The 22,467-nt window shown below is 47.4% G+C and carries 18 protein-coding genes; all 18 read left to right on the forward strand.

Going from position 1 to position 22,467, the window contains the following annotated elements:
- The first annotated feature begins 69 nt into the window (after nucleotides 1–69).
- Nucleotides 70–3,264: an EAL domain-containing protein gene (locus ACO0K8_RS15680; protein ID WP_422947594.1), complete on the forward strand. Its 3,195-nt coding sequence runs from the start codon at nucleotides 70–72 to the stop codon at nucleotides 3,262–3,264.
- 312 nt (nucleotides 3,265–3,576) lie between these two features.
- Nucleotides 3,577–4,005, forward strand: coding sequence for a division/cell wall cluster transcriptional repressor MraZ (mraZ, locus tag ACO0K8_RS15685; protein ID WP_422947595.1), 429 nt, complete (start codon nucleotides 3,577–3,579; stop codon nucleotides 4,003–4,005).
- A gap of 9 nt (nucleotides 4,006–4,014) precedes the next feature.
- Nucleotides 4,015–4,974 (forward strand): 16S rRNA (cytosine(1402)-N(4))-methyltransferase RsmH, encoded by a 960-nt coding sequence (gene rsmH, locus ACO0K8_RS15690; protein WP_422947596.1) that lies wholly within the window; start codon nucleotides 4,015–4,017, stop codon nucleotides 4,972–4,974.
- Between the two features lie 53 nt (nucleotides 4,975–5,027).
- The gene (ftsL, locus tag ACO0K8_RS15695) at nucleotides 5,028–5,246 is read left to right on the forward strand and encodes a cell division protein FtsL (protein ID WP_422947597.1); all 219 of its coding nucleotides are present in this window, start codon (nucleotides 5,028–5,030) and stop codon (nucleotides 5,244–5,246) included.
- Nucleotides 5,243–6,982, forward strand: a complete 1,740-nt coding sequence (locus ACO0K8_RS15700) for a peptidoglycan D,D-transpeptidase FtsI family protein (protein ID WP_422947598.1) — start codon at nucleotides 5,243–5,245, stop codon at nucleotides 6,980–6,982. Before ftsL ends, ACO0K8_RS15700 begins: the two co-directional genes overlap by 4 nt.
- On the forward strand, nucleotides 6,982–8,538 hold the full coding sequence (locus ACO0K8_RS15705; protein ID WP_422947599.1) for a UDP-N-acetylmuramoyl-L-alanyl-D-glutamate--2,6-diaminopimelate ligase: 1,557 nt from the start codon (nucleotides 6,982–6,984) through the stop codon (nucleotides 8,536–8,538). Before ACO0K8_RS15700 ends, ACO0K8_RS15705 begins: the two co-directional genes overlap by 1 nt.
- Nucleotides 8,538–9,923: a UDP-N-acetylmuramoyl-tripeptide--D-alanyl-D-alanine ligase gene (locus ACO0K8_RS15710; RefSeq protein ID WP_422947600.1), complete on the forward strand. Its 1,386-nt coding sequence runs from the start codon at nucleotides 8,538–8,540 to the stop codon at nucleotides 9,921–9,923. Before ACO0K8_RS15705 ends, ACO0K8_RS15710 begins: the two co-directional genes overlap by 1 nt.
- Before the next feature lies 1 nt (nucleotide 9,924).
- Nucleotides 9,925–11,094 carry a phospho-N-acetylmuramoyl-pentapeptide-transferase gene (gene mraY, locus ACO0K8_RS15715; RefSeq protein ID WP_422947601.1) on the forward strand — a complete coding sequence of 390 codons (1,170 nt, stop codon included), beginning with the start codon at nucleotides 9,925–9,927 and terminating at the stop codon, nucleotides 11,092–11,094.
- 18 nt (nucleotides 11,095–11,112) lie between these two features.
- Entirely contained in the window at nucleotides 11,113–12,624 is a 1,512-nt protein-coding gene (gene murD / locus ACO0K8_RS15720) for a UDP-N-acetylmuramoyl-L-alanine--D-glutamate ligase (RefSeq protein WP_422947762.1), read from the forward strand.
- Nucleotides 12,624–13,844, forward strand: coding sequence for a putative lipid II flippase FtsW (gene ftsW, locus ACO0K8_RS15725; RefSeq protein ID WP_422947602.1), 1,221 nt, complete (start codon nucleotides 12,624–12,626; stop codon nucleotides 13,842–13,844). Before murD ends, ftsW begins: the two co-directional genes overlap by 1 nt.
- Nucleotides 13,841–14,929 (forward strand): undecaprenyldiphospho-muramoylpentapeptide beta-N-acetylglucosaminyltransferase, encoded by a 1,089-nt coding sequence (gene murG / locus ACO0K8_RS15730; RefSeq protein WP_422947603.1) that lies wholly within the window; start codon nucleotides 13,841–13,843, stop codon nucleotides 14,927–14,929. Before ftsW ends, murG begins: the two co-directional genes overlap by 4 nt.
- Entirely contained in the window at nucleotides 14,926–16,317 is a 1,392-nt protein-coding gene (gene murC / locus ACO0K8_RS15735) for a UDP-N-acetylmuramate--L-alanine ligase (RefSeq protein WP_422947604.1), read from the forward strand. Before murG ends, murC begins: the two co-directional genes overlap by 4 nt.
- A gap of 10 nt (nucleotides 16,318–16,327) precedes the next feature.
- Entirely contained in the window at nucleotides 16,328–17,299 is a 972-nt protein-coding gene (locus tag ACO0K8_RS15740) for a D-alanine--D-alanine ligase (RefSeq protein ID WP_422947605.1), read from the forward strand.
- A gap of 5 nt (nucleotides 17,300–17,304) precedes the next feature.
- Nucleotides 17,305–18,072 (forward strand): cell division protein FtsQ/DivIB, encoded by a 768-nt coding sequence (locus ACO0K8_RS15745; RefSeq protein ID WP_422947606.1) that lies wholly within the window; start codon nucleotides 17,305–17,307, stop codon nucleotides 18,070–18,072.
- 10 nt (nucleotides 18,073–18,082) lie between these two features.
- Nucleotides 18,083–19,315: a cell division protein FtsA gene (ftsA, locus tag ACO0K8_RS15750; RefSeq protein ID WP_422947607.1), complete on the forward strand. Its 1,233-nt coding sequence runs from the start codon at nucleotides 18,083–18,085 to the stop codon at nucleotides 19,313–19,315.
- A gap of 144 nt (nucleotides 19,316–19,459) precedes the next feature.
- On the forward strand, nucleotides 19,460–20,653 hold the full coding sequence (gene ftsZ, locus ACO0K8_RS15755) for a cell division protein FtsZ (protein WP_126129910.1): 1,194 nt from the start codon (nucleotides 19,460–19,462) through the stop codon (nucleotides 20,651–20,653).
- Nucleotides 20,654–20,857: 204 nt separating this feature from the next.
- Complete coding sequence (locus tag ACO0K8_RS15760) at nucleotides 20,858–21,364, forward strand: peroxiredoxin (RefSeq protein ID WP_422947608.1); 507 nt, start codon at nucleotides 20,858–20,860, stop codon at nucleotides 21,362–21,364.
- 123 nt (nucleotides 21,365–21,487) lie between these two features.
- Complete coding sequence (lpxC, locus tag ACO0K8_RS15765; protein WP_422947609.1) at nucleotides 21,488–22,423, forward strand: UDP-3-O-acyl-N-acetylglucosamine deacetylase; 936 nt, start codon at nucleotides 21,488–21,490, stop codon at nucleotides 22,421–22,423.
- Nucleotides 22,424–22,467: the final 44 nt, after the last annotated feature.

Here is a 22,467-nt window from a genome sequence, read left to right on the forward strand (position 1 = left end):
CGGTGATGAGAGCATGTCTTTGCTGAGCAAAGGGCGCGCACATGGTTTCCATGCATATCAAGGTATTGCATGAAGAAGGGGTTCCGTATTCGGGAGCCTTGGGATATGTCTTCCATAGGTTTCGCATTTTGCACTGTCTTGATCGTCCTCGTGATCACGGGGCAAACGTGGTGGTCTATTGTTCAGGATAAAAAAACGACACTGTCTTCTGCGCAGGAGAATAGTTTTTTGGCCGTTCGTATTTTGGAAGAGCATGCCAATCGTATTCTGCATGATGCTGCACGCGCCATAGGTGCCGCCGCTGACGAGATTCAGGGGGAGGGCGAGGCTGTGCTGCATGATGAGACCTTGATACGCCAAATTTTGATTGGTCAACGGCAAGATTCGCAATTTTTGCAATCCATTGCGATTGTTAATCCTCAAGGCATACTCTGGGCGAGTTCTTTTCAATTTCCAGCCGAACCAATTGATCTGAACTTACAGCAACATGTGCTGTATTTGCTAGAACATCCAAATGATAGAAATGTTGTGGTCGGCAGGCCTGTGCAATTTCAGCGTAGCAAACGTTGGGTATTGCCGGTGGCAAAAAATATCTTCAACGCGCAAGGCGTGCATCTGGGTTTAATCCAGACCGATATCAATCTCAATTATTTTAAAGATTTCTATGAGCGTGTTGCCCGAGATGGTGCCGCGGTTATTTCTTTGCACAGTAAAGAGGGCGCCTTGTATCTGCGCGCGCCTTATGACGAGCGTTATGATAATGTAAATATCACTTGGTCCGCTCTGGTCGCGGGGATTAAGTCGGATTCTGTCGAAGCTGCGGTGACTGATGCCCCCTTAATCGGTGGCAACAGCAGTCTCATTTATACCTATAGGAAAATGTCTGACTTTCCCCTGACTTTGGTATACGGTCGGAATGTCGAGGATATTTTGGCCGAGTGGCTACAAAGGGCGAAGCAAAAGCTATTTTTTGCAGCACTGACAATCTTATTTATCGTCGCTTTAGCTTTCTTGTTGCTCAAGAAAATTAAGCACTTACGCAGCTCTCGCGCCAAGCTGGCCGACAGCGAAAGTCGTTATCGTTTATTGTTTTTAGATGCGCAGGACGCGATTATGTTGATCAATCGCGACTATGTGTACGTGGACTGTAATAACGGCGCTTTGAACCTGCTTGGCTTGCAGGATGCCGAAGATTTGCTAGGAACTGAAGTCGGAAATTATTCGCCAGAAAATCAGCCCGGTAGCCTGCAAACACACTTAAAAAAGACTGAGCTGATTAAGCAGTATATTGACGCAACGTTTAATGGCGAGCCACAAAGATTTGAATGGATAGTTAAGCGCAAGGGAATATTGCAGTACAGCGATGTGAGCTTGACTCAGGTCGAAATTGGTCGTGAGGTATTGGTTTTTTGCGTGATGCGGGATGTGAACGCGACCAAATACGTAGAGCATCTGCTGGAAGGACAAAATCAATTATTGCAGTTGATAGGCGGCAGTGAAAACCTGTCATTGATTTTGGAGGAGACCTGCCATTTCGTCGAAAAAATGATGCCGCATTGGCGTTGCGGCATACAACTTCTGGATGAGAATCAACGTTGTTTTAAACAGGCAATCGGACATCAGTTTCCGCCAGCCTTGTCTCAGCAATTGATCGATATGCCTGTCAGTTACGGGAATGGCGTATGGAGTGAAGCTGTGCTAAGCGCTGTGCCAATCTGGATTAGTAATATTCAGAACTCGCCCTCAATGCAATTCGTCAATCAACTGGAAGATCTGAAAAATTTTTCTGCTTGCGGATCATGGCCCATCATGGGGAAAAATGGTCAATTGCAAGGAACGTTTACTTTGTTTATTGAGTCTAGCGTTCCTTTGAGTACTGATGATCTCGGGTTTATTAGTATTACAACGGATATTGCGAGTATCGCGATCGAAGGAAAACGATCAGAAGAAAAAGTCTTGAAGTTGGCACATTATGATGAGTTGACCGGTTTGCCTAACCGCTTCTTATACAACCAGCATTTAAGTAAATCACTCGCGTACGCCGATAGAAGTCGGACTAAATTGGCCGTGCTATTTCTTGATCTGGATAGGTTTAAAAATATCAATGATACCTTTGGTCACAATGAAGGTGACGCGGTCTTGAGAAGTGTCGCGCAGCGCTTTAAACAATGCCTGCGAGTCTCAGACACGATTGCGAGGGTTGGAGGCGACGAGTTCATTTTGTTGGTCGATCAATATACCGAGCCTAGAGACCTGGGGGATATTGCGGACAAGCTTTTGGTGGCAGCAGCGTTGCCTTTTGAGATTCATGGGCAAGAATGTCAGCTAAGTGCGAGTATAGGAATTGCCACTTATCCTGATGACGGTGGTGATGCGCAAACTCTCATGAAAAACGCTGATATCGCCATGTATAGGGCCAAAAACAAAGGGAAAGACAATTATCAGTTTTATGCATCAGAAATGAATGTGCATACGATAGAGCGTTTGGCTTTTGAGGCGAGATTAAGACGGGCTTTAGAGCGACGCGAGTTTGTCGTCTACTATCAGCCTAAAGTGTCGGTAGCAAGCGGGCAGATCGTCGGTGCTGAGGCCTTAGTGCGCTGGAATCATCCAGAGCGAGGAATTTTATTGCCGGGAGAGTTCATTGCGCTGGCGGAGGAGGCTGGACTAGTTGGGCGTATGGGGATGCTGGTTTTGGATATCGCGTGCCGTGATATTCTTGCTTTCAGAGCCGTCGATAAAAATTTTGGCAGAGTCGCCATTAATCTCTCCGGCGCCCAGTTTAACGACCAGCGCTTGTTGGAAGACGTACAAAGTGTGGTCGATTTTTGGCGAGTTGACAGCGGTTGTATAGAGTTCGAAATTACCGAAAGTATGGTCATGCATAATCGTGACCAAGCGATCGTACTCATGGATGGCTTGAAAAAAGCCGGATTTACCCTTTCCATCGACGATTTTGGCACCGGTTATTCCTCCCTTGCCTATTTGAAGCGCTTCCCGGTCGACAGCGTCAAGGTTGATCGATCCTTCATTAAAGACATTCCTGAGGATCCGAATGACACGGCTATCGTACTCGCGATTGTTGCTATGGCTCATACTTTGGGTTTGAAGGTGATCGCCGAAGGTGTAGAAACCCCCATACAGCTACAAACACTGGTCGATTCTTGTTGTGATGAATATCAGGGTTTTTACTTCAGTAAAGCAGTTCCTGAGCATGAATTCTTGCAGTTGCTTAGCCGGCAAATGAGTAGTTCTCTTTCCTAAAGTGTCTTTCTAAGGCACATCTCCCCGTAGTCACCTTTGCCAATAAACACATGGGTATATGTGATGTGGCACTTTCACACCTTATCGTAAGTCCCTAATTTATTGGGATATTCTCTTTTTCTGTTGATTTAAGTAAATACGCTAAGTCATTGACTTTATTCAGTAATTTCACATTTACTCACATGAATTCACTTGACCGAGCGCAAGTCATCCTCTAAAGTGGGTGATAGTGTGAAAAAGTGTATATTTGTGGTGTAAATTAAATCCTGACCCTAGAAATAATCGGGGTAAATTTAGAAAAAAGGCGATATCGTGTTTCAAGGGGCGGCAGCACTCAATCTCGATGCAAAAGGCAGAATGTCCATTCCTGCCCGGCATAGGGACGCGCTTGTTTTGCAATGCGAAGGGCGTATTACGCTTACACGTCATCCGCACGGATGCATCTTGCTGTTTCCACGCCCGGTGTGGGAGTCGCACCGCGAGCAAATCGCTGCGTGGCCTATGAATGCCCGAGCCTGGCAAAGGATTTTTCTGGGCAACGCCTCAGATGTCGATATGGATGGTGCTGGTCGCATCCTGATCGCGCCTGAGTTGCGTCATGCGGTCGGCATGGATCGCGATGTCATGTTGCTCGGCATGGGTACGCATTTTGAAATATGGGATGCCGCAAAATTGGCAGAGAATGAAGCGCAAGCTTTGGCTGGTGGCATGCCCGAAACTTTAAGTAATTTTTCTTTCTGATTGAGAATGATGATAGTCAAACAATCAGACGAATATATCCATCAAACGGTGTTGTTGGCTGAAGCGGTTGACGCTCTCGCGCTTGCTGGCGAGCGTGCTGGCGGTATATATGTCGACGGTACTTTTGGACGCGGCGGCCATAGTCGTCGAATATTAGAAAATCTCAGTTCGTCAGGTCGCTTAATCGCTTTCGATAAAGATTTGCAGGCGATTGCTAACGCGCAGCAGATCAATGACTCTCGCTTCGAGATTGTTCATGACAGTTTTGCTGAGATGAACTCTGAACTGAGCTCTCGTGGAATTACTCAAGTTGACGGTATTTTGATGGACTTGGGTATTTCTTCACCGCAGGTAGATGAGGCTGGGCGTGGTTTTAGTTTTAGAGCTGATGGCCCCCTGGATATGCGTATGGATACCACCCGTGGAATTTCTGCCGCGGAGTGGTTGGCAACAGAAGATGAGCAGATAATTAGAGAGGTAATAAAAAATTATGGGGAAGAACGGTTTGCTTTTCAGATTGCAAAGGCGATTGTTGCTCGCAGGCAGATCGAGCCCATTTCAAGTACTCGACAGCTCGCCGAGATTGTCGCACACGCCGTCAAAACTCGCGAGAAGGGCAAGGACCCGGCAACTCGCACCTTTCAGGCTATACGGATTTTCATCAATAAGGAATTGGAAGATCTCGAAATAGGCCTGGCTGCTGCTTACGCATGTCTGGCGCCATTTGGACGTATGACAGTGATTAGTTTCCACTCATTGGAAGATAGAATCGTCAAACAATTTTTTGCTTCCAAGGTCAATGTCTTGCAGCCGGACCGGCGTTTACCTATACGCACCGTGGATTTACCTAAGGCGCAAATGAAATTGATCGCAAAGATCAAGCCGTCGGAGCTAGAGATTGCCGGGAATCCTAGAGCACGTTCGGCCATCATGCGAGTCGCAGAGCATTTACCGGGGGCTGTATCTTGAGCGGGCGCTTAAATGTTTTTTTTGCAATCGCTTTGATTGCTTGTGCCTTGTCTATGGTGAACTCACAATACCAGGCACGCCGCTTGTTTATTGAGCTAGAGCGTGCGCAGACTGTAAGTAAGCTATTTGAACTGCAATGGACGCAGTTGAAGTTGGATCAATCCACCTATGGTAAGCATGCAAGAATTGAATCAGTTGCCACCAAGGAGCTAAATATGGTGGCGGTAACGCCGGAGCGCACGCAATATCTTACAGCCGCAGACGCAAAATGAGCCGTTCCGCTAAAGGAGTCTCGTTTTCATCTAGCCCTGTCCTTGCGGTGAAGCTACCGGTGTGGCGTTCTAAGCTGGTCTTGTTTTTTTTGTTCGTCGCATTTTTTGCTTTGTTGGTGAGAGCTTTATGGTTGCAAGGGATGACCACAGAGTTCTTGCAAAAGCAAGGTGCGTCGAGGTACACGCGGACCTTGGAGTTGCCTGCCACCCGAGGCAAGATTACCGATAGAAACGGTGAAGTTCTGGCCTCATCAGTTCCGGTGAAAGCGATCTGGGCTATTCCGGATGATGTTTTGGATGCGTCGAAAGAGAAATTGCGTGAACTGGCCGGCTTGTTGGAAATGAGCGAGGCTGAACTTCGCAAAAAACTTGATTCGGATAGGCAGTTTGTGTATCTGCGCCGTCAAGTTGAGCAAGATGTGGCGGACAAAGTGCTAGCGCTTGGAATTGGTGGAATCGAAACTCGGAAAGAATATAAACGCTTTTATCCTGAGGGTGAGGTGATGGCGCATGTGGTTGGCTTTACTAATGTAGAAGATATAGGGCAGGAAGGCATTGAACTGGCGTCGCAAAATAACCTGGCTGGAAAAACCGGTAGCCGTCGGGTTATCAAAGATCGTTTGGGTCGTATAGTTGAGGACATAGAGTCGATACGTGAGCCGCATGATGGCAAAGAATTGACTTTGTCTATCGATAGCAAGATTCAATATATTGCCTACACCCACCTGAAGGAAGCGCTGGAAAAACACAAGGCGAAAGCCGGTGGCGCTGTGGTGTTGGATGTAAGGACGGGGGAAGTGCTAGCACTGGTTAACTTACCTAGTTTTAACCCGAACGAACGATCCGTATTGACCGGTGCGCAGTTGCGTAACCGTGTCATGACCGATACGTTCGAGCCCGGTTCTACCATGAAGCCATTTACAGTTGCGCTCGCTTTGGAAACTGGGCGGGTGACACCTGACACCGTAATACAAACGGCGCCAGGTAGTATGACGATAGGCACGGCAACTATCCATGACGCACATAAACAGGGCGCTCTGACGGTAGCGCAAGTTATACAAAAATCTTCGAATATCGGCACGGTTAAAATGGCCTTGCAGATGCCTCCACAAGAAATGTGGGAAATGTTTACGACCTTGGGCTTTGGGCAGCAACCGAAATTTGGTTTTCCCGGTGCTGTTGCCGGACGTTTGCGTAACTTTAAAACCTGGCGTCCTATCGAACAAGCGACCATGAGTTACGGGCATGGTATTTCTGTTTCGCTGATACAAATCGCGCGTGCCTATATGATTTTTGCCCGGAATGGCGACACCATACCGCTTACCTTTCAAAAATCAGCAGAAATGCCCGCTGGGCACCGGGTGATTTCAGAAAAAACCGCGCAACAAATGCGTTTGATGTTGGAAGCTGCGACGGAGCCGGGGGGGACGGGTACTCAGGCTAGGATTGCTGGATATCGAGTAGGGGGCAAGACCGGTACTGCGCATAAATTGGAGCATGGCCGCTATGTGAATAAGTATGTGGGCGATTTCGTCGGCTTTGCCCCAGCTTCGAATCCACGCGTGATTGTTGCGGTAATGATCGATGAGCCTAGTAGCGGTGGTTATTATGGCGGCACAGTGGCTGGGCCAGTATTTTCTGCGATTACTGCTAACGTTTTGCGTTCATTAAACGTCGCACCTGATACTTCCGTGACCAATCTTATTCCTGACACCAGTGTGCAGGAGAGTATGTGATGTCAGACGTGAACAACATCAAAAATAATATGCAAGAATTAATAGACTGGCTTAAAAGTTATGCGCCAAACGCACAGCTAAGTTCCGATTCGCGGGCCATTAAAGCTGGTGACGTGTTTTTCGCGTTTCCTATCGCAGGCAGTGTGGGCGACGGACGTAGGCATATTCAAAGCGCGATCAATAACGGCGCGGCGGCGATTGTTTTTGATCCGGATGGCTATGACTGGGATTCGAAATTGGCCGTTCCGCATAGCGCCTTTACAGATCTACAATCGCATTTGGGTATTATCGCAAACACTTGGTATAACCAGCCTGATAAAGAGCTGCTAACCGTCGCAGTGACTGGTACCAATGGCAAAACTTCTTGTTCGCAATGGATAGCCAAAGCCCTGTCCCAGACCTACGCGCCGTGTGCCGTCATTGGGACCTTGGGCGTAGGGAATTACCGAGATGGTAGTTTGGAACATTTAGAGGAAACTGGATTTACCACGCCAGACGCAATTCAACTGCAACGTCGTCTTGCCGAGTTAAGCAGCGCTGGCGCCGCTGCATTGGCAATTGAGGCCTCGTCAATAGGATTGCATCAGGGGCGTATGAGTGGCATGCATGTCGACGTGGCTTTATTTACTAACTTAAGCCGCGATCATCTTGATTATCATGGCGATATGGATGCTTATGCTGCTGCCAAACAGATCTTGTTTGATTGGCCGAAGTTGAAAACAGCAATTGTCAATTTGGATGATGACTACGGTCTGCAATTGTTGGAAAAAATGAAGCGGAAAGCCGCCGCCTCTGAATCCCCGCAACCTTCGTTGTTGGCATATAGCCTGGAGTATAAAGAGCACCCTGGTACTACGTTGGTATTTGCCAGTAATCTACGGACTCAGAATACTGGCACGAGTTTTCACGTTGATTCGCCTTACGGTAGTGGTATTGTCAAGACACATATGATAGGTCGTTTCAATGTCAGTAATGTACTTGGTGTGCTAAGCGTCTTATTGGCGAACGGCGTTGCCTGGAATAAGGCAGTGAGCGCGATTGAGAAGCTGGAATCTGTTCCTGGTCGCATGCAACAATTGGGTACTTCAGGTCATGTGATGGTGGTGATCGATTACGCTCATACCCCGGACGCCTTGGAGAAAACGCTAGTCACACTGCAGCAGGTGGCTCAAGAACGCCAGGGGGAGTTGTGGTGCGTATTTGGATGTGGCGGCGATCGCGACCCGGGTAAGCGTCCACAAATGGGTAAATTCGCAGAGTTGGCACAACACGTAGTTGTGACTAGTGATAATCCAAGAACAGAGAATCCTGCACTGATCATACAAGACATACTCAAGGGCATGAGCTGTACTCCTCATGTGATCGAAGATAGAGCGAACGCCATTTTGTATTCAATACGACATGCTGCCAATAACGACGTGGTTTTGTTGGCTGGAAAAGGGCATGAAACCTATCAAGACATCAATGGCAAAAAATGGCCATTTTCAGACGAAGCGCATGCTTCGCTCGCGCTTGCCACAGTTGCGACAAGCGCTAATATGAAGCGAGGTGTTTGATGCGCGCATCTTTAATCGAGTTGCAAGCTGCCATGACATCGGCTCAGTTATCGAACGCAACAGTTGACGTGCAAGTGACAGGATTGGCGACAGATAGTCGCTGCATCCATCAAGGTAATCTTTTTCTCGCGCTTCGTGGTGAGCAGTTTGACGCCCATGATTTTTTAGAGTCAGTTTCGGCTTCAACTGCGGTCGCAGTGGTCGCTGAGCATGTTCCTGACGGTTATAAATTACCCGCTTTGATCGTACCTGATGCCCACGTTGCATTGATGGAGATAGCGCGTTACTGGCGTCGCCAGTTTGAAATTCCTGTGATAGGCGTTACCGGTAGCAACGGCAAGACTACTGTCAAGGAAATGATCGCATCAATCTTTCAGGTCTATGCTGGCGCTGAGCACTATCTGGCGACAACCGGCAATCTCAATAATGAGATCGGGGTGCCGCTTACCGTACTTAGATTGCAGGTACAACATCGTTGTGCTGTCATAGAACTGGGAATGAATCATCCCGGTGAAATCGCATTACTCACATCGATCGCAATGCCGACAGTAGGGTTGGTGAATAACGCGCAGCGTGAACACCAGGAGTTCATGCAAAGCGTTGATGCAGTGGCTGAAGAAAACGGTAGTGTATTGCGTGCTTTGCCGATCGATGGAGTTGCCGTGTTCCCAGCCGATGACCCCTATACTTCTTTATGGCGCTCTTATGCAGCTGAGTCGCCCCATCGTAAAGTACTCACTTTTGGTATGTCTGAAAATGCTGATGTGCGGGGCAATTATCAGCCGCATGCGTTTGGTAGCACAATAAAAATTAGCATTGGTGATGGCGAATTTTCGGTAAATCTGTCCGCCGCAGGTAGTCATAATGTTTTGAATGCTTTGGCTGCGGCCGCTTGTTGTCACAGTATCGGTGTGCCAAACGATATTATCGCTTGTGGTCTGGACGCATTTCAACCGGTTAATGGGCGTTTGCAACGTAAGCAAGCCAGTAACGGCGCAAATATCATTGACGATACTTATAATGCGAATCCTGATTCGGTCCGCGCTGCGATTGACGTATTAGCGCAAATCGGCGGATCGGCTCTGCTGATCTTGGGTGATATGGGCGAAGTAGGGGATGAAGGGATAGTCTTTCATGAGGAAATCGGCGCTTATGCGCGCGCGCGCGGTATCCAGCACATGCTGACGATGGGCGCGCTGGCACAGCATTCCGCATCTGCCTTTGGTAACGCGGCCAGACATTTTGACGCTATCGACGATCTATTGTCGGCACTTGATTCAAGTATTTCGTCGACCAGCACCGTGCTGGTAAAAGGCTCACGTTTTATGAAAATGGAACGTGTAGTAGCTCATCTTACTCAACAAAAAACTCTAGGGAATCACTGACATGTTGCTGTGGTTAGTACAATTTTTCAAACAAGATCTCGGCCTCTTGCGGGTTTTTGGCTTTATTACCTTTCGTGCCGTCTTTGCCACTATGACCGCTATCTCTATCGGTCTGTTTGCGGGCCCGGCTGTGATAAGAATGCTGACGCGATTGAAGGTTGGGCAGGCGGTTCGCACTGATGGACCGAAAACGCATTTAATAAAATCTGGTACACCAACTATGGGTGGTGTATTGGTATTGATTTCTATCGGCGTCTCGACACTGTTGTGGGCAGATCTGAGTAATCGTTTTATTTGGGTAGTGTTAATCGTCACACTTGGCTTCGGTGCTGTTGGTTGGGTGGATGACTATCGTAAGGTGGTTTACCAAGATCCAAATGGTATGCGTTCGAGAGAGAAGTACCTTTGGCAATCTCTTATTGGTATTGTCGCCGCCGTGTATCTGGCATTTTCCGTTTCCGCTCCGACCAACACTAAGGTGTGGGAATTGTTTGTGGCGTGGGTGCAATCGGGTTTCAGTATGGATCTCCCGCCTAAAGCGGATTTGATCGTTCCGTTTTTTAAAACGTTTAGTTACCCTTTAGGTGTTTGGGGGTTTATTGGTCTCACTTATTGCGTCATTGTTGGGACTAGTAATGCCGTAAATTTTACCGATGGACTCGATGGCTTGGCGATCATGCCGACTATCATGGTTGGTTCCGCATTAGGCCTATTCGCCTATCTGGCTGGGCATCTTGGGTATTCAAAATATTTACTGATACCGCATATTCCAGGCGCTGGTGAATTATTGATTTTTTGCGGCGCGATGGCTGGTGCGGGTTTAGCGTTTCTTTGGTTTAACGCACATCCAGCGCAAGTATTTATGGGGGACGTAGGTGCACTGGCTTTAGGCGGCGCGCTAGGTACGGTTGCCGTCATCGTCCGCCAGGAAATCGTTCTCTTCATTATGGGGGGGATTTTTGTTGCCGAAACTGTTTCGGTGATTTTGCAGGTAACTTATTTTAAATTTACAAAGAAACGTTATGGCTCGGGGAAACGACTTTTCCTAATGGCACCTCTGCACCATCATTTCGAACAAAAAGGCTGGAAAGAAACCCAAGTTGTCGTACGTTTCTGGATTATTACCATGTTGTTGGTGTTGGTTGGTTTGTCCTCTTTAAAACTACGTTAATTGAAGCACATTGTGAGTATGGATTTTTCAGGTAAGCACGTATTGGTTCTAGGTCTCGGTGAGTCGGGACTTGCTATGTCTCGTTGGCTGCTGCGCTGCGGTGCCAAGTTGCGTGTTGCTGATACGCGAACAGCACCTGATAGATTGGCGATACTCACAGAATTGTCTTCGGAAATCGAATTCATCGGTGCTAAGTTTTCTCTCGCCTTGTTATCCGATATTGATATAGTTGCAGTGAGTCCTGGTTTGTCACCTTTAAATGAGCTGGCAATCTTGTTGCCGGAGATGACGCAAAACAATATCCCGCTTTGGGGCGAAGTTGAAATATTCGCACTTGCCTTGGCAGCATTGCAGAACTCGCACGGATACCAACCGAAGCTAATAGCGATTACCGGTACCAATGGCAAAACCACAGTGACTAGCTTGGTTGGTTTATTGTGTGAACGTGCTGGTTTAAGCGTTAAGCTTGCGGGGAATATCAGTCCGGCTATGCTTGATGTCTTGCGTGAAGCAATCGATGCCGACTCACTGCCTCAAGTCTGGGTGTTGGAATTATCTAGTTTTCAGTTGCATACTAGTTATAGTCTACAAGCAGATGCTGCAACGGTATTGAACATTAGTCAAGATCATCTGGACTGGCACGGCGATTTGAAATCATATTGCGCTGATAAGGCGCGCATATTCGGAGCCAGAACCACTCAAGTATTGAACCGCGATGATGCCTTAGTCATGGCGATGCACAAATCGACTCCACAAGCTGAAAATAAACAACTTACCTTTGGTGTTGCGTCACCAATAATAGATGGCGACCTAGGCTTGCTCAACGAACACGGCATGATATGGCTGGCCGCGGCAAATAGTGCGGAAGAAGAGCAATCCGTAAGCCGTCGTAAAAAGAAAAATATAGAAGAAGCGCCTGTCATCATCGCTCGCCTAATGCCGGCCGACGCCTTGAAAATTAGAGGACTTCATAATGCAGCAAATGCTTTGGCAGCGTTGGCATTATGCCGTGCTATAGGTTTACCTTTGGCGCCGCTATTGCATGGCCTGCGAGAATATACTGGCGAACCACATCGTGTTGAACTGGTCGCCACTATAGGCGGAATCGATTTTATCGACGATAGCAAAGGCACTAATGTAGGTGCCACAGTTGCCGCATTAAAAGGTTTAGGGGCGCAAGCTCATGGCAATGGAAAACGGATCATTCTAATTGCTGGAGGTGAAGGGAAGGGGCAAGATTTTTCTCCATTAAAAGAGCCCTTGATCCAATACGCAAAAGCTGTTTTTTTGATAGGGAAGGCGGCGGACGAGATGCGTCAGACGTTTCAGACTTGCCAACTTGAGTTATGTGATTCCCACACTCTAGAGCTGGCAGTACTGGCCGCTGCGGAGTTGGCCCAAGAGGGCGACATCGTTCTCCTTTCGCCCGCCTGCGCCAGTTTTGATATGTTTCGTAATTATTCGCACAGAGCGCAGGTTTTTGTTGAATCGGTTCGTGAGTTTGCCTTGAATCGTGGAGAGATCGCTTAATGAAGCAGTTACTCTTCTCATTTAATAAGTGGTTGCCATTTGCTGCCGAGCCAGTGGCTCCGTCGCACTTGGCGAAGCGCTCAAAAATGATGGAGTACGATCAAGCCTTGATTTGGGTCACCATGATCTTGATGTTGTTTGGCATGGTGATGGTTTATTCGGCTTCAATTTCTTTGCCCGATTCACCGAAGTATGCCAACTACAAGAATGCTCATTTTTTGATACGACAGGCGATCTTTGTGGCGGTCTCAGTGCTCGTAGGGCTATTTGTTTTTCGAATTAAAATTTCTGATTGGCAGCGTGCCGCACCTTATTTATTCGTGCTCACTTTGCTCTTATTGGTTGCCGTTTTGATCCCGGGGCTCGGTAAGGGCGTCAATGGCGCAAAGCGCTGGTTGTCGTTTAAAGTCTTCAACATTCAGCCGTCGGAATTAATGAAATTGTTTATGGTGTTGTACGCAGCAGACTACACCGTACGCAAGCAGGAATTTATGCATAAATTGACCAAAGGCTTCCTTCCTATGATGGCGGCAGTCGCACTGCTGGGATTGTTGTTGCTGTTAGAGCCGGATTTAGGCGCATTCGGAGTGATTGTTTGTATCGCAATGGGTATTTTGTTTTTGGGTGGGATAAATGGCGTTTGGTTCGCTGGTATCGCGGCCACCTTGGTCGGTATTTTTAGCATGGTGATTATTTTTTCACCATTCCGGCGCGAGCGTATCTTTGCCTATTTAGACCCATGGGTCGAAGAACACGCACTGGGTAAGGCCTATCAATTATCGCATTCGCTAATCGCGTTTGGGCGCGGTGAGTTATTTGGAGTTGGATTAGGTGCAAGCGTAGAAAAATTACATTACCTGCCAGAAGCGCATACGGATTTCTTATTGGCCGTCATCGGCGAAGAATTGGGTTTTGTCGGCGTCATGACCGTTGTTCTTTTGTTTTATTGGATAGTCAAACGATCCTTTGAGATAGGTCGGCAAGCCATCGTTCTTGATTTGACATTTGCCGGACTGACAGCAAAGGGTATTGGCATCTGGATAGGTGTGCAAACATTTATTAACATGGGCGTAAACCTTGGTTTGCTGCCGACAAAAGGTTTGACGTTGCCATTAATGAGCTACGGCGGTTCGGGTGTTTTGATTAATTGTGTGGGTTTAGCGATTTTATTGAGAATAGATTACGAAAATCGCATGTTGATGCGTGGAGGCCGGGTATGAACCCATCCACTCAAAAGGGCAAAAATTTGCTCATCATGGCGGCTGGAACCGGCGGACATATCTTCCCCGGTCTGGCAATTGCGGAGACCATGCAGGAGCGAGGTTGGAATGTTACCTGGCTAGGTACTAGCAAAGGGATGGAAACCCAAATAGTACCCAAGCATCAGATACCTATGGACAATATCGACTTCACCGGCGTGCGTGGAAAAGGTTTACTGCATAGCCTGAGCGGGTTCTATAAGTTGATAGCAAGTTTTTTCGCTTGCGTACGTATTTTAGGAAAGCGAAAACCCGATGTAGTGCTAGGAATGGGGGGGTACGTCACAGTCCCAGGCGGTTTAATGGCGGCTTTACGCGGCAAGCCCGTGGTCTTGATGAACGCCGATGCTGCTTTGCTTTTGTCAAACAAAGCCTTACGTCCGGTGGCAAAAAAATTGTTATTTGGGCTGCCATCGAGTTTACAAAATACAGATGGAAAAATGGTATTGACCGGTAATCCTATTCGTAAAGAAATTTGTCAGTTGCCATCGCCGCAAGTGCGTTATGCAGAACGTCGAGGGGCATTACGGATACTTGTGGTGGGTGGTAGTTTAGGCGCTAAAGTCTTGAACGAAAGTATCCCGGATGCGCTTGCATTGATACCCGCCGAAATGCGTCCAATAGTGACGCATCAATCAGGCAAACAACATATCGAGGCTTTGAAAAAACGCTACTCAGATTGTGAAGTAACAGCTGAAGTATTGGATTTTATTGATGACATGCCTAGACGCTATGCTGAAGCGGATCTGGTAATTTGCCGGGCTGGGGCGATCACTATTTCGGAATTGACGGCGGCAGGTGTCGCAAGTATTTTGATCCCTTTTGTGGCATCGAGTACCTCGCATCAAAAAGACAATGCTCTCTGGATGGAGGAAAAAAAAGCAGCTATCTATTTGCCGCAGGCAGAACTTAATGCAAAGACTCTGGCGGAAACTTTACAGAAGATGAATAGAGCGCAATGCCAGAATATGGCGCAAACGGCTTACGCCTTAGGGCAACGCGAGGCGAATCAGGTAATCGCAGAAATTTTGGAAAATTTAGTATGAAACATAAAGTCAAACATTTGCACTTTGTCGGTATTGGCGGCTCAGGGATGAGCGGTATCGCTGAAGTATTGTTGAACCTAGGATACGTTATATCCGGTTCCGACCTAAGCAGTAATACTGCGTCACAAAGATTGGCAAGTTTAGGTGCCAATGTGATGTTAGGGCATGCGGCTGAAAATATTGCCGGTGCTGATGCAATCGTTACCTCCACCGCAGTCAAAACCGACAATCCTGAAGTGATTGCTGCCAGAGAAAAACATATTCCCGTCGTCCCAAGGGCTTTGATGCTGGCAGAATTGATGCGCCTGAAGAGCGGTATTGCGATAGCCGGAACCCACGGAAAAACCACGACCACTAGTTTGGTCGCGAGCATCTTGGCGGAAGGCGGTTTTGACCCTACTTTTGTGATTGGAGGGCGTCTCAATAGTGCCGGCGCCAACGCCAAATTGGGAAGTGGTGATTTTATCGTGGCCGAAGCAGATGAGTCAGATGCCTCATTTTTGAATCTATTGCCAGTGATAGAAGTCATTACGAATATCGATGCCGATCATATGGAAACCTATGAGCACGATTTTTCTAAGCTCAAACAAGCGTTCATTGAGTTCACGCAAAGACTACCATTTTATGGCGTCGCGATACTTTGCCTTGATGATGTGCACGTCAGAGAGATCATGCCCTTCGTTTCTAAACCTATCGTGACCTATGGCTTCCATGAGGATGCCGAGGTAAGGGCGATTGATGCGATAGCGGTTGGTGGAAAAATGCAATTTACTGTGATTCAAGATGGCTACGAAGATATGCCAGTGAGCCTGAATCAGCCTGGTATGCATAATGTCCAGAATGCTTGTGCGGCGATCGCGATTGCACGCGAAGTGGGAGTGGCCGATATCGCAACTCAAAAGGCATTAAGTGAATTTAATGGAGTCGGCCGCAGATTTACCCGCTATGGTGAAATCGATTTGCCGCAAGCAGGTAGTTTTGCACTTGTAGATGACTATGGACACCATCCGGTTGAGATGGCAGCCACTATTGCTGCCGCACGTGGCGCTTACCCTGGCCGCAGATTGGTACTGGCGTTTCAACCGCATCGATATACCCGTACCCGTGATCTATTTGAAGACTTCGTCAAAGTAATTTCCACTGCCGATGCGGTGGTGTTGGCCGAGGTGTATGCCGCCGGTGAAGCTCCGATTGTTGCTGCAGATGGTCGGGCTTTATCACGCGCTTTGCGTGTGGCGGGAAAGCTCGAACCAGTATTTGTTGAGGATATTTTGGATATGCCGGAAAATTTATTGCATGTATTAAAAAACGATGACGTCTTGATAGTTATGGGCGCGGGTTCGATCAGTGCTGTGCCAGCAAAAATGGCACAGGCCAAATCGAAATAGAATAGAAATCATGAGCGAAATGAAAATGGAAAAATTGGGAAAAGTTGGTGTTTTGTTTGGCGGACGCTCTGCCGAACGGGAAGTTTCCATCATGTCTGGTAACGGGGTCTTGTCTGCATTAAAAAGTCAAGGCGTTGATGCGCACGCTTTCGATCCTGCCTTGCGTAGTTTGGCTGATTTGGAGTCAGAGAAATTTGACCGTGTTTTTATTGCGCTGCATGGCCGTTACGGTGAAGACGGTAGCTTGCAAGGTGTCTTGGAGCAGCTAGCTATTCCGTACACAGGTAGCAGTGTGATGGCCTCTTCGATAGCGATGGATAAAATTTTCACCAAGAAAATTTGGCAGAGCCATCAACTCATCACACCAGATTATGTGGTGCTTACACCGGACAGTGATCTGGAAACGGTTGCTGCTGAGTTGGGTTTGCCTTTAATAATCAAACCACCGCATGAAGGCTCTACCATAGGAATTACCAAGGTCAATGTTGCTACTGAGATGCATGCCGCTTACAGTTTGGCGTCACAGTTTGATGACGAAGTATTGGCTGAAGAGTTTATTCAGGGTCGAGAGTTAACTGTTGCCGTGTTGGGCATGGGGGCGAACGCATACGCACTTCCTATTATTGAAATCGTAGCGCCAGAAGGTAATTACGATTATCAAAATAAATATTTTACAGATGACACTAAGTATCTTTGCCCGGCACCGTTAGATGTGCAATTGACTGCGGAAATACAGGAGATGTGTGTTGCGGCTTATCGTGCTATCAATTGCGAAGGGTGGGCGCGGGTCGACGTGTTGCTAAGAGCTTCAGATAATAAGCCATTTTTGATTGAAATTAATACTTCACCAGGTATGACCGGGCATTCCTTAGTGCCTATGGCAGCGCGCGCAGCAGGGATGAGTTATGAAGATGTCTGCATGGCGATTCTTAAGACCGCACGTCTGAAGATAAAACCAGACACAAAAAAGGAAAGTAGTTAAACGCCATGTGGCATGACGTCAAAATATTGAATGCAATGACAAATGCCTTGGTTGGTATATTGTTGCTCGCATTTTTGATGTCCGGGATCTGGTGGGTCATTCAGCGCCCCATGTTTACTTTGACAGCAATTCGAATCGAAGGCGTAGATAAAGGAAATTTAAGACATGTCAACGCCTTGACGGTTAGAAATGCCGCGATACCGAAAATCAAAGGGAATTTTTTCACCAGTAATTTAGATCTGGTCAGAAGCGCTTTTGAAATGGTGCCCTGGGTGCGTAAAGCGAGTGTACAAAGAGAGTGGCCGAATAAACTTATTGTGGTACTCGAAGAGCACGAGGTTCTTGGTACTTGGGGGGACGAGGGGCGACTCATCTCAGCAAAAGGTGACGTGTTCACTGCAAATTTGGCTGAGGCAGAGGAAGATGCTGACCTGATCGAATTTGTCGGACCGCAAGGTAGCGAGAAAGAAGTGTTGGCGCGGTATTTAGATTTTAAAAAGTGGTTTGCGGTCATCAATCTGGAACCAGATGCCGTGCAATATTCAAATCGTTATGCCTGGAGTTTAAAGCTGAGCAATGGCATGAAAGTCGAGTTGGGGCGTATGCAGGACGAGTTGATTTTGAAGAAACGAGTGGATCAGTTATTGGCGGTATATCCGCAGTTGCTCACGAGTTTGCGAGATAGTATTGAAAGTGTGGATATGCGGTATCCGAACGGACTGGCTCTAAAATCGAGTAAAAGTTCACTAGGATTGAAAAGCAAACTTAAGTAAGTGGAATGACATGACAAAAGATGCAAAAAACCTGATAGTCGGTCTCGATATTGGCACTTCAAAAATCGTTGCGGTGGTGGCTGAAGTCATGCCTGATGGACGACATGAGGTAATCGGTCTAGGGCAGCACGAATCCAAGGGACTCAAGAAGGGCGTGGTCGTCAACATCGAGGCAACCGTAGAGTCGATACGACGGGCACTGGAAGAAGCTGAGTTGATGGCCGACTGTAAGATTCGACATGTCTACACTGGAATTGCCGGCAGCCATATCCGTAGCTTCAATTCTAGCGGCATGGTCGCGATTAAAGATAAGGAGGTCACAGCGGCCGATGTCTCACGCGTCATAGAAACAGCTAAAGCGGTGAATATTCCTACCGATCAGCAGTTGCTACATACCTTGCCGCAAGAATTCATCGTGGATAGTCAGGATGATGTGCGCGAACCGATAGGCATGAGCGGAATTCGTCTTGAAGTAAAAGTGCATATCGTTACCGGTGCGGTTTCAGCAGTACAAAATATCGTGAAATGCGTGCGCCGTTGCGGCCTCGAAGTTTCTGATTTGATCTTGCAACCGATGGCGTCCGCTGAAGCGGTTCTGACCAAAGACGAAAAAGAACTGGGCGTGGTTCTGATTGACATCGGCGGCGGCACTACCGATGTGGCGGTATTTAGTGAAGGGGCGATTCGTCATACGGCAGTGATACCGATAGCCGGTGATCAGATCACCAACGATATCGCGATGGCGCTACGTACGCCGACTTCAGAGGCTGAAGAAATTAAGATCAGATTTGGGGTTGCCAAACAAGTCTTGGCCGATCCTTCTGATACGCTGGATGTCCCGGGTTTAGGGGATCGCGGTCCGCGCTCCTTGTCGCGTCAGGCTTTAGCTGCAGTAATAGAACCTAGGGTTGAGGAGTTATTCGCGTTGGTGCATCAGGTTGTACGCGAGTCGGGATACGAGGATGTACTTTCTTCCGGTATCGTTTTGACGGGCGGTTCGTCCATCATGCCAGGAATGGTAGAGATGGCTGAAGACATATTTTTGAAGCCAACCAGATTGGGAATGCCGGTCTATTCTGGTCAGTTGGCCGACGTGGTGCGCAGCCCTCGTTATGCGACGGTTTTGGGGTTGTTGTTGGAAGCAAAGAAGCAGTATATGCGCGGGCATATCGTGACCAAACAAGAGGGTTCGGCAAAAGCGGTCTGGCAACGCATGAAAGAGTGGTTTTTGGGGAATTTTTAGATTATTTCTACGTATAAATCGCGTATAAAGTAAGCATAAATTGTAGTAATCATTTTATAATGTTGTTATCTGCAGTTTGCATTCGCTAGTCGTGACATTGGGTGATGACTAGCGACTGAAAACTGCCTACTTGGAGGATGCATGATGGAGTTCGATATGGTCGATAACGCTACGCAAGGCACCGTAATCAAGGTGGTCGGTGTTGGTGGTGCCGGTGGCAATGCTGTACAGCACATGATTAACAAAGGTGTCTCTGGCGTCGAGTTCATTTGCGCCAATACTGACGCACAGGCATTGACGCAATCCAAAGCGCACAATGTTATTCAAATCGGTGAGACCGGTTTGGGTGCAGGGATGAAACCTGAAGTTGGTCGCCAGTTAGCGGAAGAGTCGCGAGCACGAATTGAAGACGCATTGCGAGGTTCGCATATGGTTTTTATCGCTGCAGGTATGGGCGGTGGAACAGGCACCGGAGCTGCGCCGGTCGTTGCGCAGATCGCCAAGGAATTAGGCGCCCTGACCGTTGCGGTGGTTTCCAAACCATTTTCTTACGAAGGTAAGAAATGCATGGATATCGCAGACGAAGGTTTGGAGGCATTGTCCAAGCACGTAGACTCTCTCATCATCATCCTCAACGAAAAGTTGGAAGAAATTTACGAAGATGACAGCATGATAGAGTGGCTGCAACACGCAGACAATGTTCTCAATAATGCGGTTGCGGGTATCGCTGAAATCATCAATGTACCAGGTCATATCAACGTCGATTTTAACGATGTGAAAACGATTATGGGCGAGCAGGGTAAGGCCATGATGGGAACTGCAACCGCTTCTGGTGTAGATCGCGCCCGCATTGCGGCGGAGCAGGCGGTGGCCTCTCCACTGCTCGACGGTATCGATTTGTCTGGTGCGCGTGGCGTCTTGGTTAACGTTACTGCTAGTCGTAGTCTGAAGGGTAAAGAGATCAAAGAAGTCATGGCAGCGGTACGTGCATTTGCTGCGGATGATGCTTCGATAGCTCAAGGGATTGCGTATGACGACAGCATGGGTGATGATATCCGTGTGACTGTGGTCGCGACAGGTTTGGGACGTGGCAAGAAAAATATTCAGTTGGTGCAAACGCCTATGTTGCGTACTGGTACTCACAATGAGCCTATGATGATGGCAACTACTGCCAGCACTACAGCGAATATGGGGATGACATCCTCTGCCGGATTCGAAAGCCTGAGTAAACCAGCAGTATGGCGACGTGAATCTGCTTCTGATCAGGTCCGTGCTTTGGAAAAAAATGGTATGGAAACTTACGATATTCCGGCTTTTTTACGCAAGCAAGCTGATTGATTTTGGTTCTCCAAAATATAGTGCGATGTAGCTTGAAATAGTTTTAAAATAGTTTGAAGCAAAACGCCGGCAATCGCCGGCGTTTTGCTTTCTGCAAGAAAATTCAGAGTCAGGCATACTTGCGCTCAGTCCGTTTTTTTAACAATAAGAAAAAATGATATTTGTTAGAAACGGTGTACTTTCTATCTATTAATGGAGCCAGATATGACTATCAAGATCGCAGAAAAATTACCAGAAGGCAGTTTAGCCGAATTCATCGAAGTTGAATCTGAGGGCTGCTCACTCGGACCGAATACTTTCAGCGTCGCAGATCTGAGTAAAGGTAAAACCATAGCAATTTTTGGTTTGCCTGGCGCATATACACCTACCTGCTCGGCGAAACATGTGCCAGGTTATGTGGAACACGCTGCCGCTTTGAAAGCCAAGGGCGTCGATGAAATCTGGTGTATCTCGGTTAATGATGCGTTTGTCATGGGTGCCTGGGGGCGTGATTTGAAAGCGACTGGCATCGTACGTATGATGGCTGACGGAAATGGCGAATTCAGTAAAGCTTTGGGTTTGGATGCTGATTTTAGTAAGTTCGGTATGGGTACTCGTTCCCAGCGTTATTCTTTGCTGGCGGTTGATGGTGTCGTTAAGCAATTGAATATTGAGGAGGGCGGTAATTTCGCAGTCTCTAACGCCGAAACGATGTTGGCGCAATTGTCATAATTTTTCTGTTCTTGGAAAAGCGCACAAATTTTTGTGCGCTTTTTTATTTGTGAAAAATTTAATTTGATATTCCGAGCGACCCGATTGCGGGTCTTGATTTTGACAAGCAGATATAATGGTTAGATGTTAAAACAAAGAACAATCAAAAAACAGGTCAAAACCATAGGTGTTGGAGTTCATTCCGGTACCAAGGTTGATCTGATATTGCGCCCGGCACCTATCGATGCAGGCATTGTGTTTACGCGTATCGATTTGACCCCGCCCGTAGTTTTTGAAGCGCAAGCCTTAAATGTCGGGGATACCCGTATGGCATCGACCTTGACAAATCAAGGCGCCAAAGTGTCTACCGTTGAACATTTGTTGTCCGCTTGCGCCGGTTTAGGCATCGATAATTTGTATGTCGATGTGAGCGCTGAAGAAATACCCATCATGGATGGATCTGCTTCTTCCTTTGTCTATCTTTTGCAGCAAGCAGAAATGCAAGAGCAAAATGCTGCGAAAAAATTTATCCGTGTATTAAAACCAGTAGAGATACGTGAAGGCTCAGGGAAATCTGAAAAATGGGCAAAGTTAGAACCTTTTGATGGTTATAAATTACATTTTTTCATAGAGTTTAATCACCCCGCGGTGGATGGCACGACCCAGACTGCCGAGGTGGATTTCTCTAAAGTGTCCTACGTAAAAGACGTCGCCAGGGCTCGCACCTTCGGCTTCATGCAGGATGTGGAGATGTTGCGCGGTATAGGATTGGCACGTGGCGGCTCGATGGAAAACGCCATCGTGATGGATGAATTTCGTATTTTGAATGCCGATGGACTACGTTTTGACGATGAATTTGTACGTCACAAAATACTCGATGCGATTGGTGATTTATACCTCATAGGGCATCCCTTGTTGGCAAGTTATACCGCGCATAAATCTGGTCATGGATTGAATAATCAGTTATTGCGCGCCTTGTTGGCGCAGCCAGATGCGTATGAAATCGTGACATTTGAAGATACTATACGGGCACCCTCGTCGTATGCAGAGCAAGAGCGCCGTGAGTGGGCTCTATCCTAATCATTGGACGGATCAGGTTTATCTGAATCGAAATTGAAAAACGA

It is taken from the genome of Undibacterium sp. Ren11W, from assembly GCF_049340485.1.
Lineage (GTDB): Bacteria > Pseudomonadota > Gammaproteobacteria > Burkholderiales > Burkholderiaceae_D > Undibacterium.

What these genes read in the sequence shown, in the direction of transcription:
- ftsZ (WP_126129910.1), top strand. Translation starts at nt 19,460, where the DNA reads ATGGAGTTCGATATGGTCGATAACGCTACGCAAGGCACCGTAATCAAG.
- ftsW (WP_422947602.1), top strand. Translation starts at nt 12,624, where the DNA reads ATGAAGCAGTTACTCTTCTCATTTAATAAGTGGTTGCCATTTGCTGCC.
- ACO0K8_RS15705 (WP_422947599.1), top strand. Translation starts at nt 6,982, where the DNA reads ATGTCAGACGTGAACAACATCAAAAATAATATGCAAGAATTAATAGAC.
- ACO0K8_RS15710 (WP_422947600.1), top strand. Translation starts at nt 8,538, where the DNA reads ATGCGCGCATCTTTAATCGAGTTGCAAGCTGCCATGACATCGGCTCAG.
- ACO0K8_RS15760 (WP_422947608.1), top strand. Translation starts at nt 20,858, where the DNA reads ATGACTATCAAGATCGCAGAAAAATTACCAGAAGGCAGTTTAGCCGAA.
- rsmH (WP_422947596.1), top strand. Translation starts at nt 4,015, where the DNA reads ATGATAGTCAAACAATCAGACGAATATATCCATCAAACGGTGTTGTTG.
- murD (WP_422947762.1), top strand. Translation starts at nt 11,113, where the DNA reads ATGGATTTTTCAGGTAAGCACGTATTGGTTCTAGGTCTCGGTGAGTCG.
- ftsL (WP_422947597.1), top strand. Translation starts at nt 5,028, where the DNA reads ATGGTGAACTCACAATACCAGGCACGCCGCTTGTTTATTGAGCTAGAG.
- ACO0K8_RS15700 (WP_422947598.1), top strand. Translation starts at nt 5,243, where the DNA reads ATGAGCCGTTCCGCTAAAGGAGTCTCGTTTTCATCTAGCCCTGTCCTT.
- murC (WP_422947604.1), top strand. Translation starts at nt 14,926, where the DNA reads ATGAAACATAAAGTCAAACATTTGCACTTTGTCGGTATTGGCGGCTCA.
- ACO0K8_RS15740 (WP_422947605.1), top strand. Translation starts at nt 16,328, where the DNA reads ATGAGCGAAATGAAAATGGAAAAATTGGGAAAAGTTGGTGTTTTGTTT.
- ACO0K8_RS15680 (WP_422947594.1), top strand. Translation starts at nt 70, where the DNA reads ATGAAGAAGGGGTTCCGTATTCGGGAGCCTTGGGATATGTCTTCCATA.
- mraY (WP_422947601.1), top strand. Translation starts at nt 9,925, where the DNA reads ATGTTGCTGTGGTTAGTACAATTTTTCAAACAAGATCTCGGCCTCTTG.
- murG (WP_422947603.1), top strand. Translation starts at nt 13,841, where the DNA reads ATGAACCCATCCACTCAAAAGGGCAAAAATTTGCTCATCATGGCGGCT.
- ACO0K8_RS15745 (WP_422947606.1), top strand. Translation starts at nt 17,305, where the DNA reads ATGTGGCATGACGTCAAAATATTGAATGCAATGACAAATGCCTTGGTT.
- lpxC (WP_422947609.1), top strand. Translation starts at nt 21,488, where the DNA reads ATGTTAAAACAAAGAACAATCAAAAAACAGGTCAAAACCATAGGTGTT.
- ftsA (WP_422947607.1), top strand. Translation starts at nt 18,083, where the DNA reads ATGACAAAAGATGCAAAAAACCTGATAGTCGGTCTCGATATTGGCACT.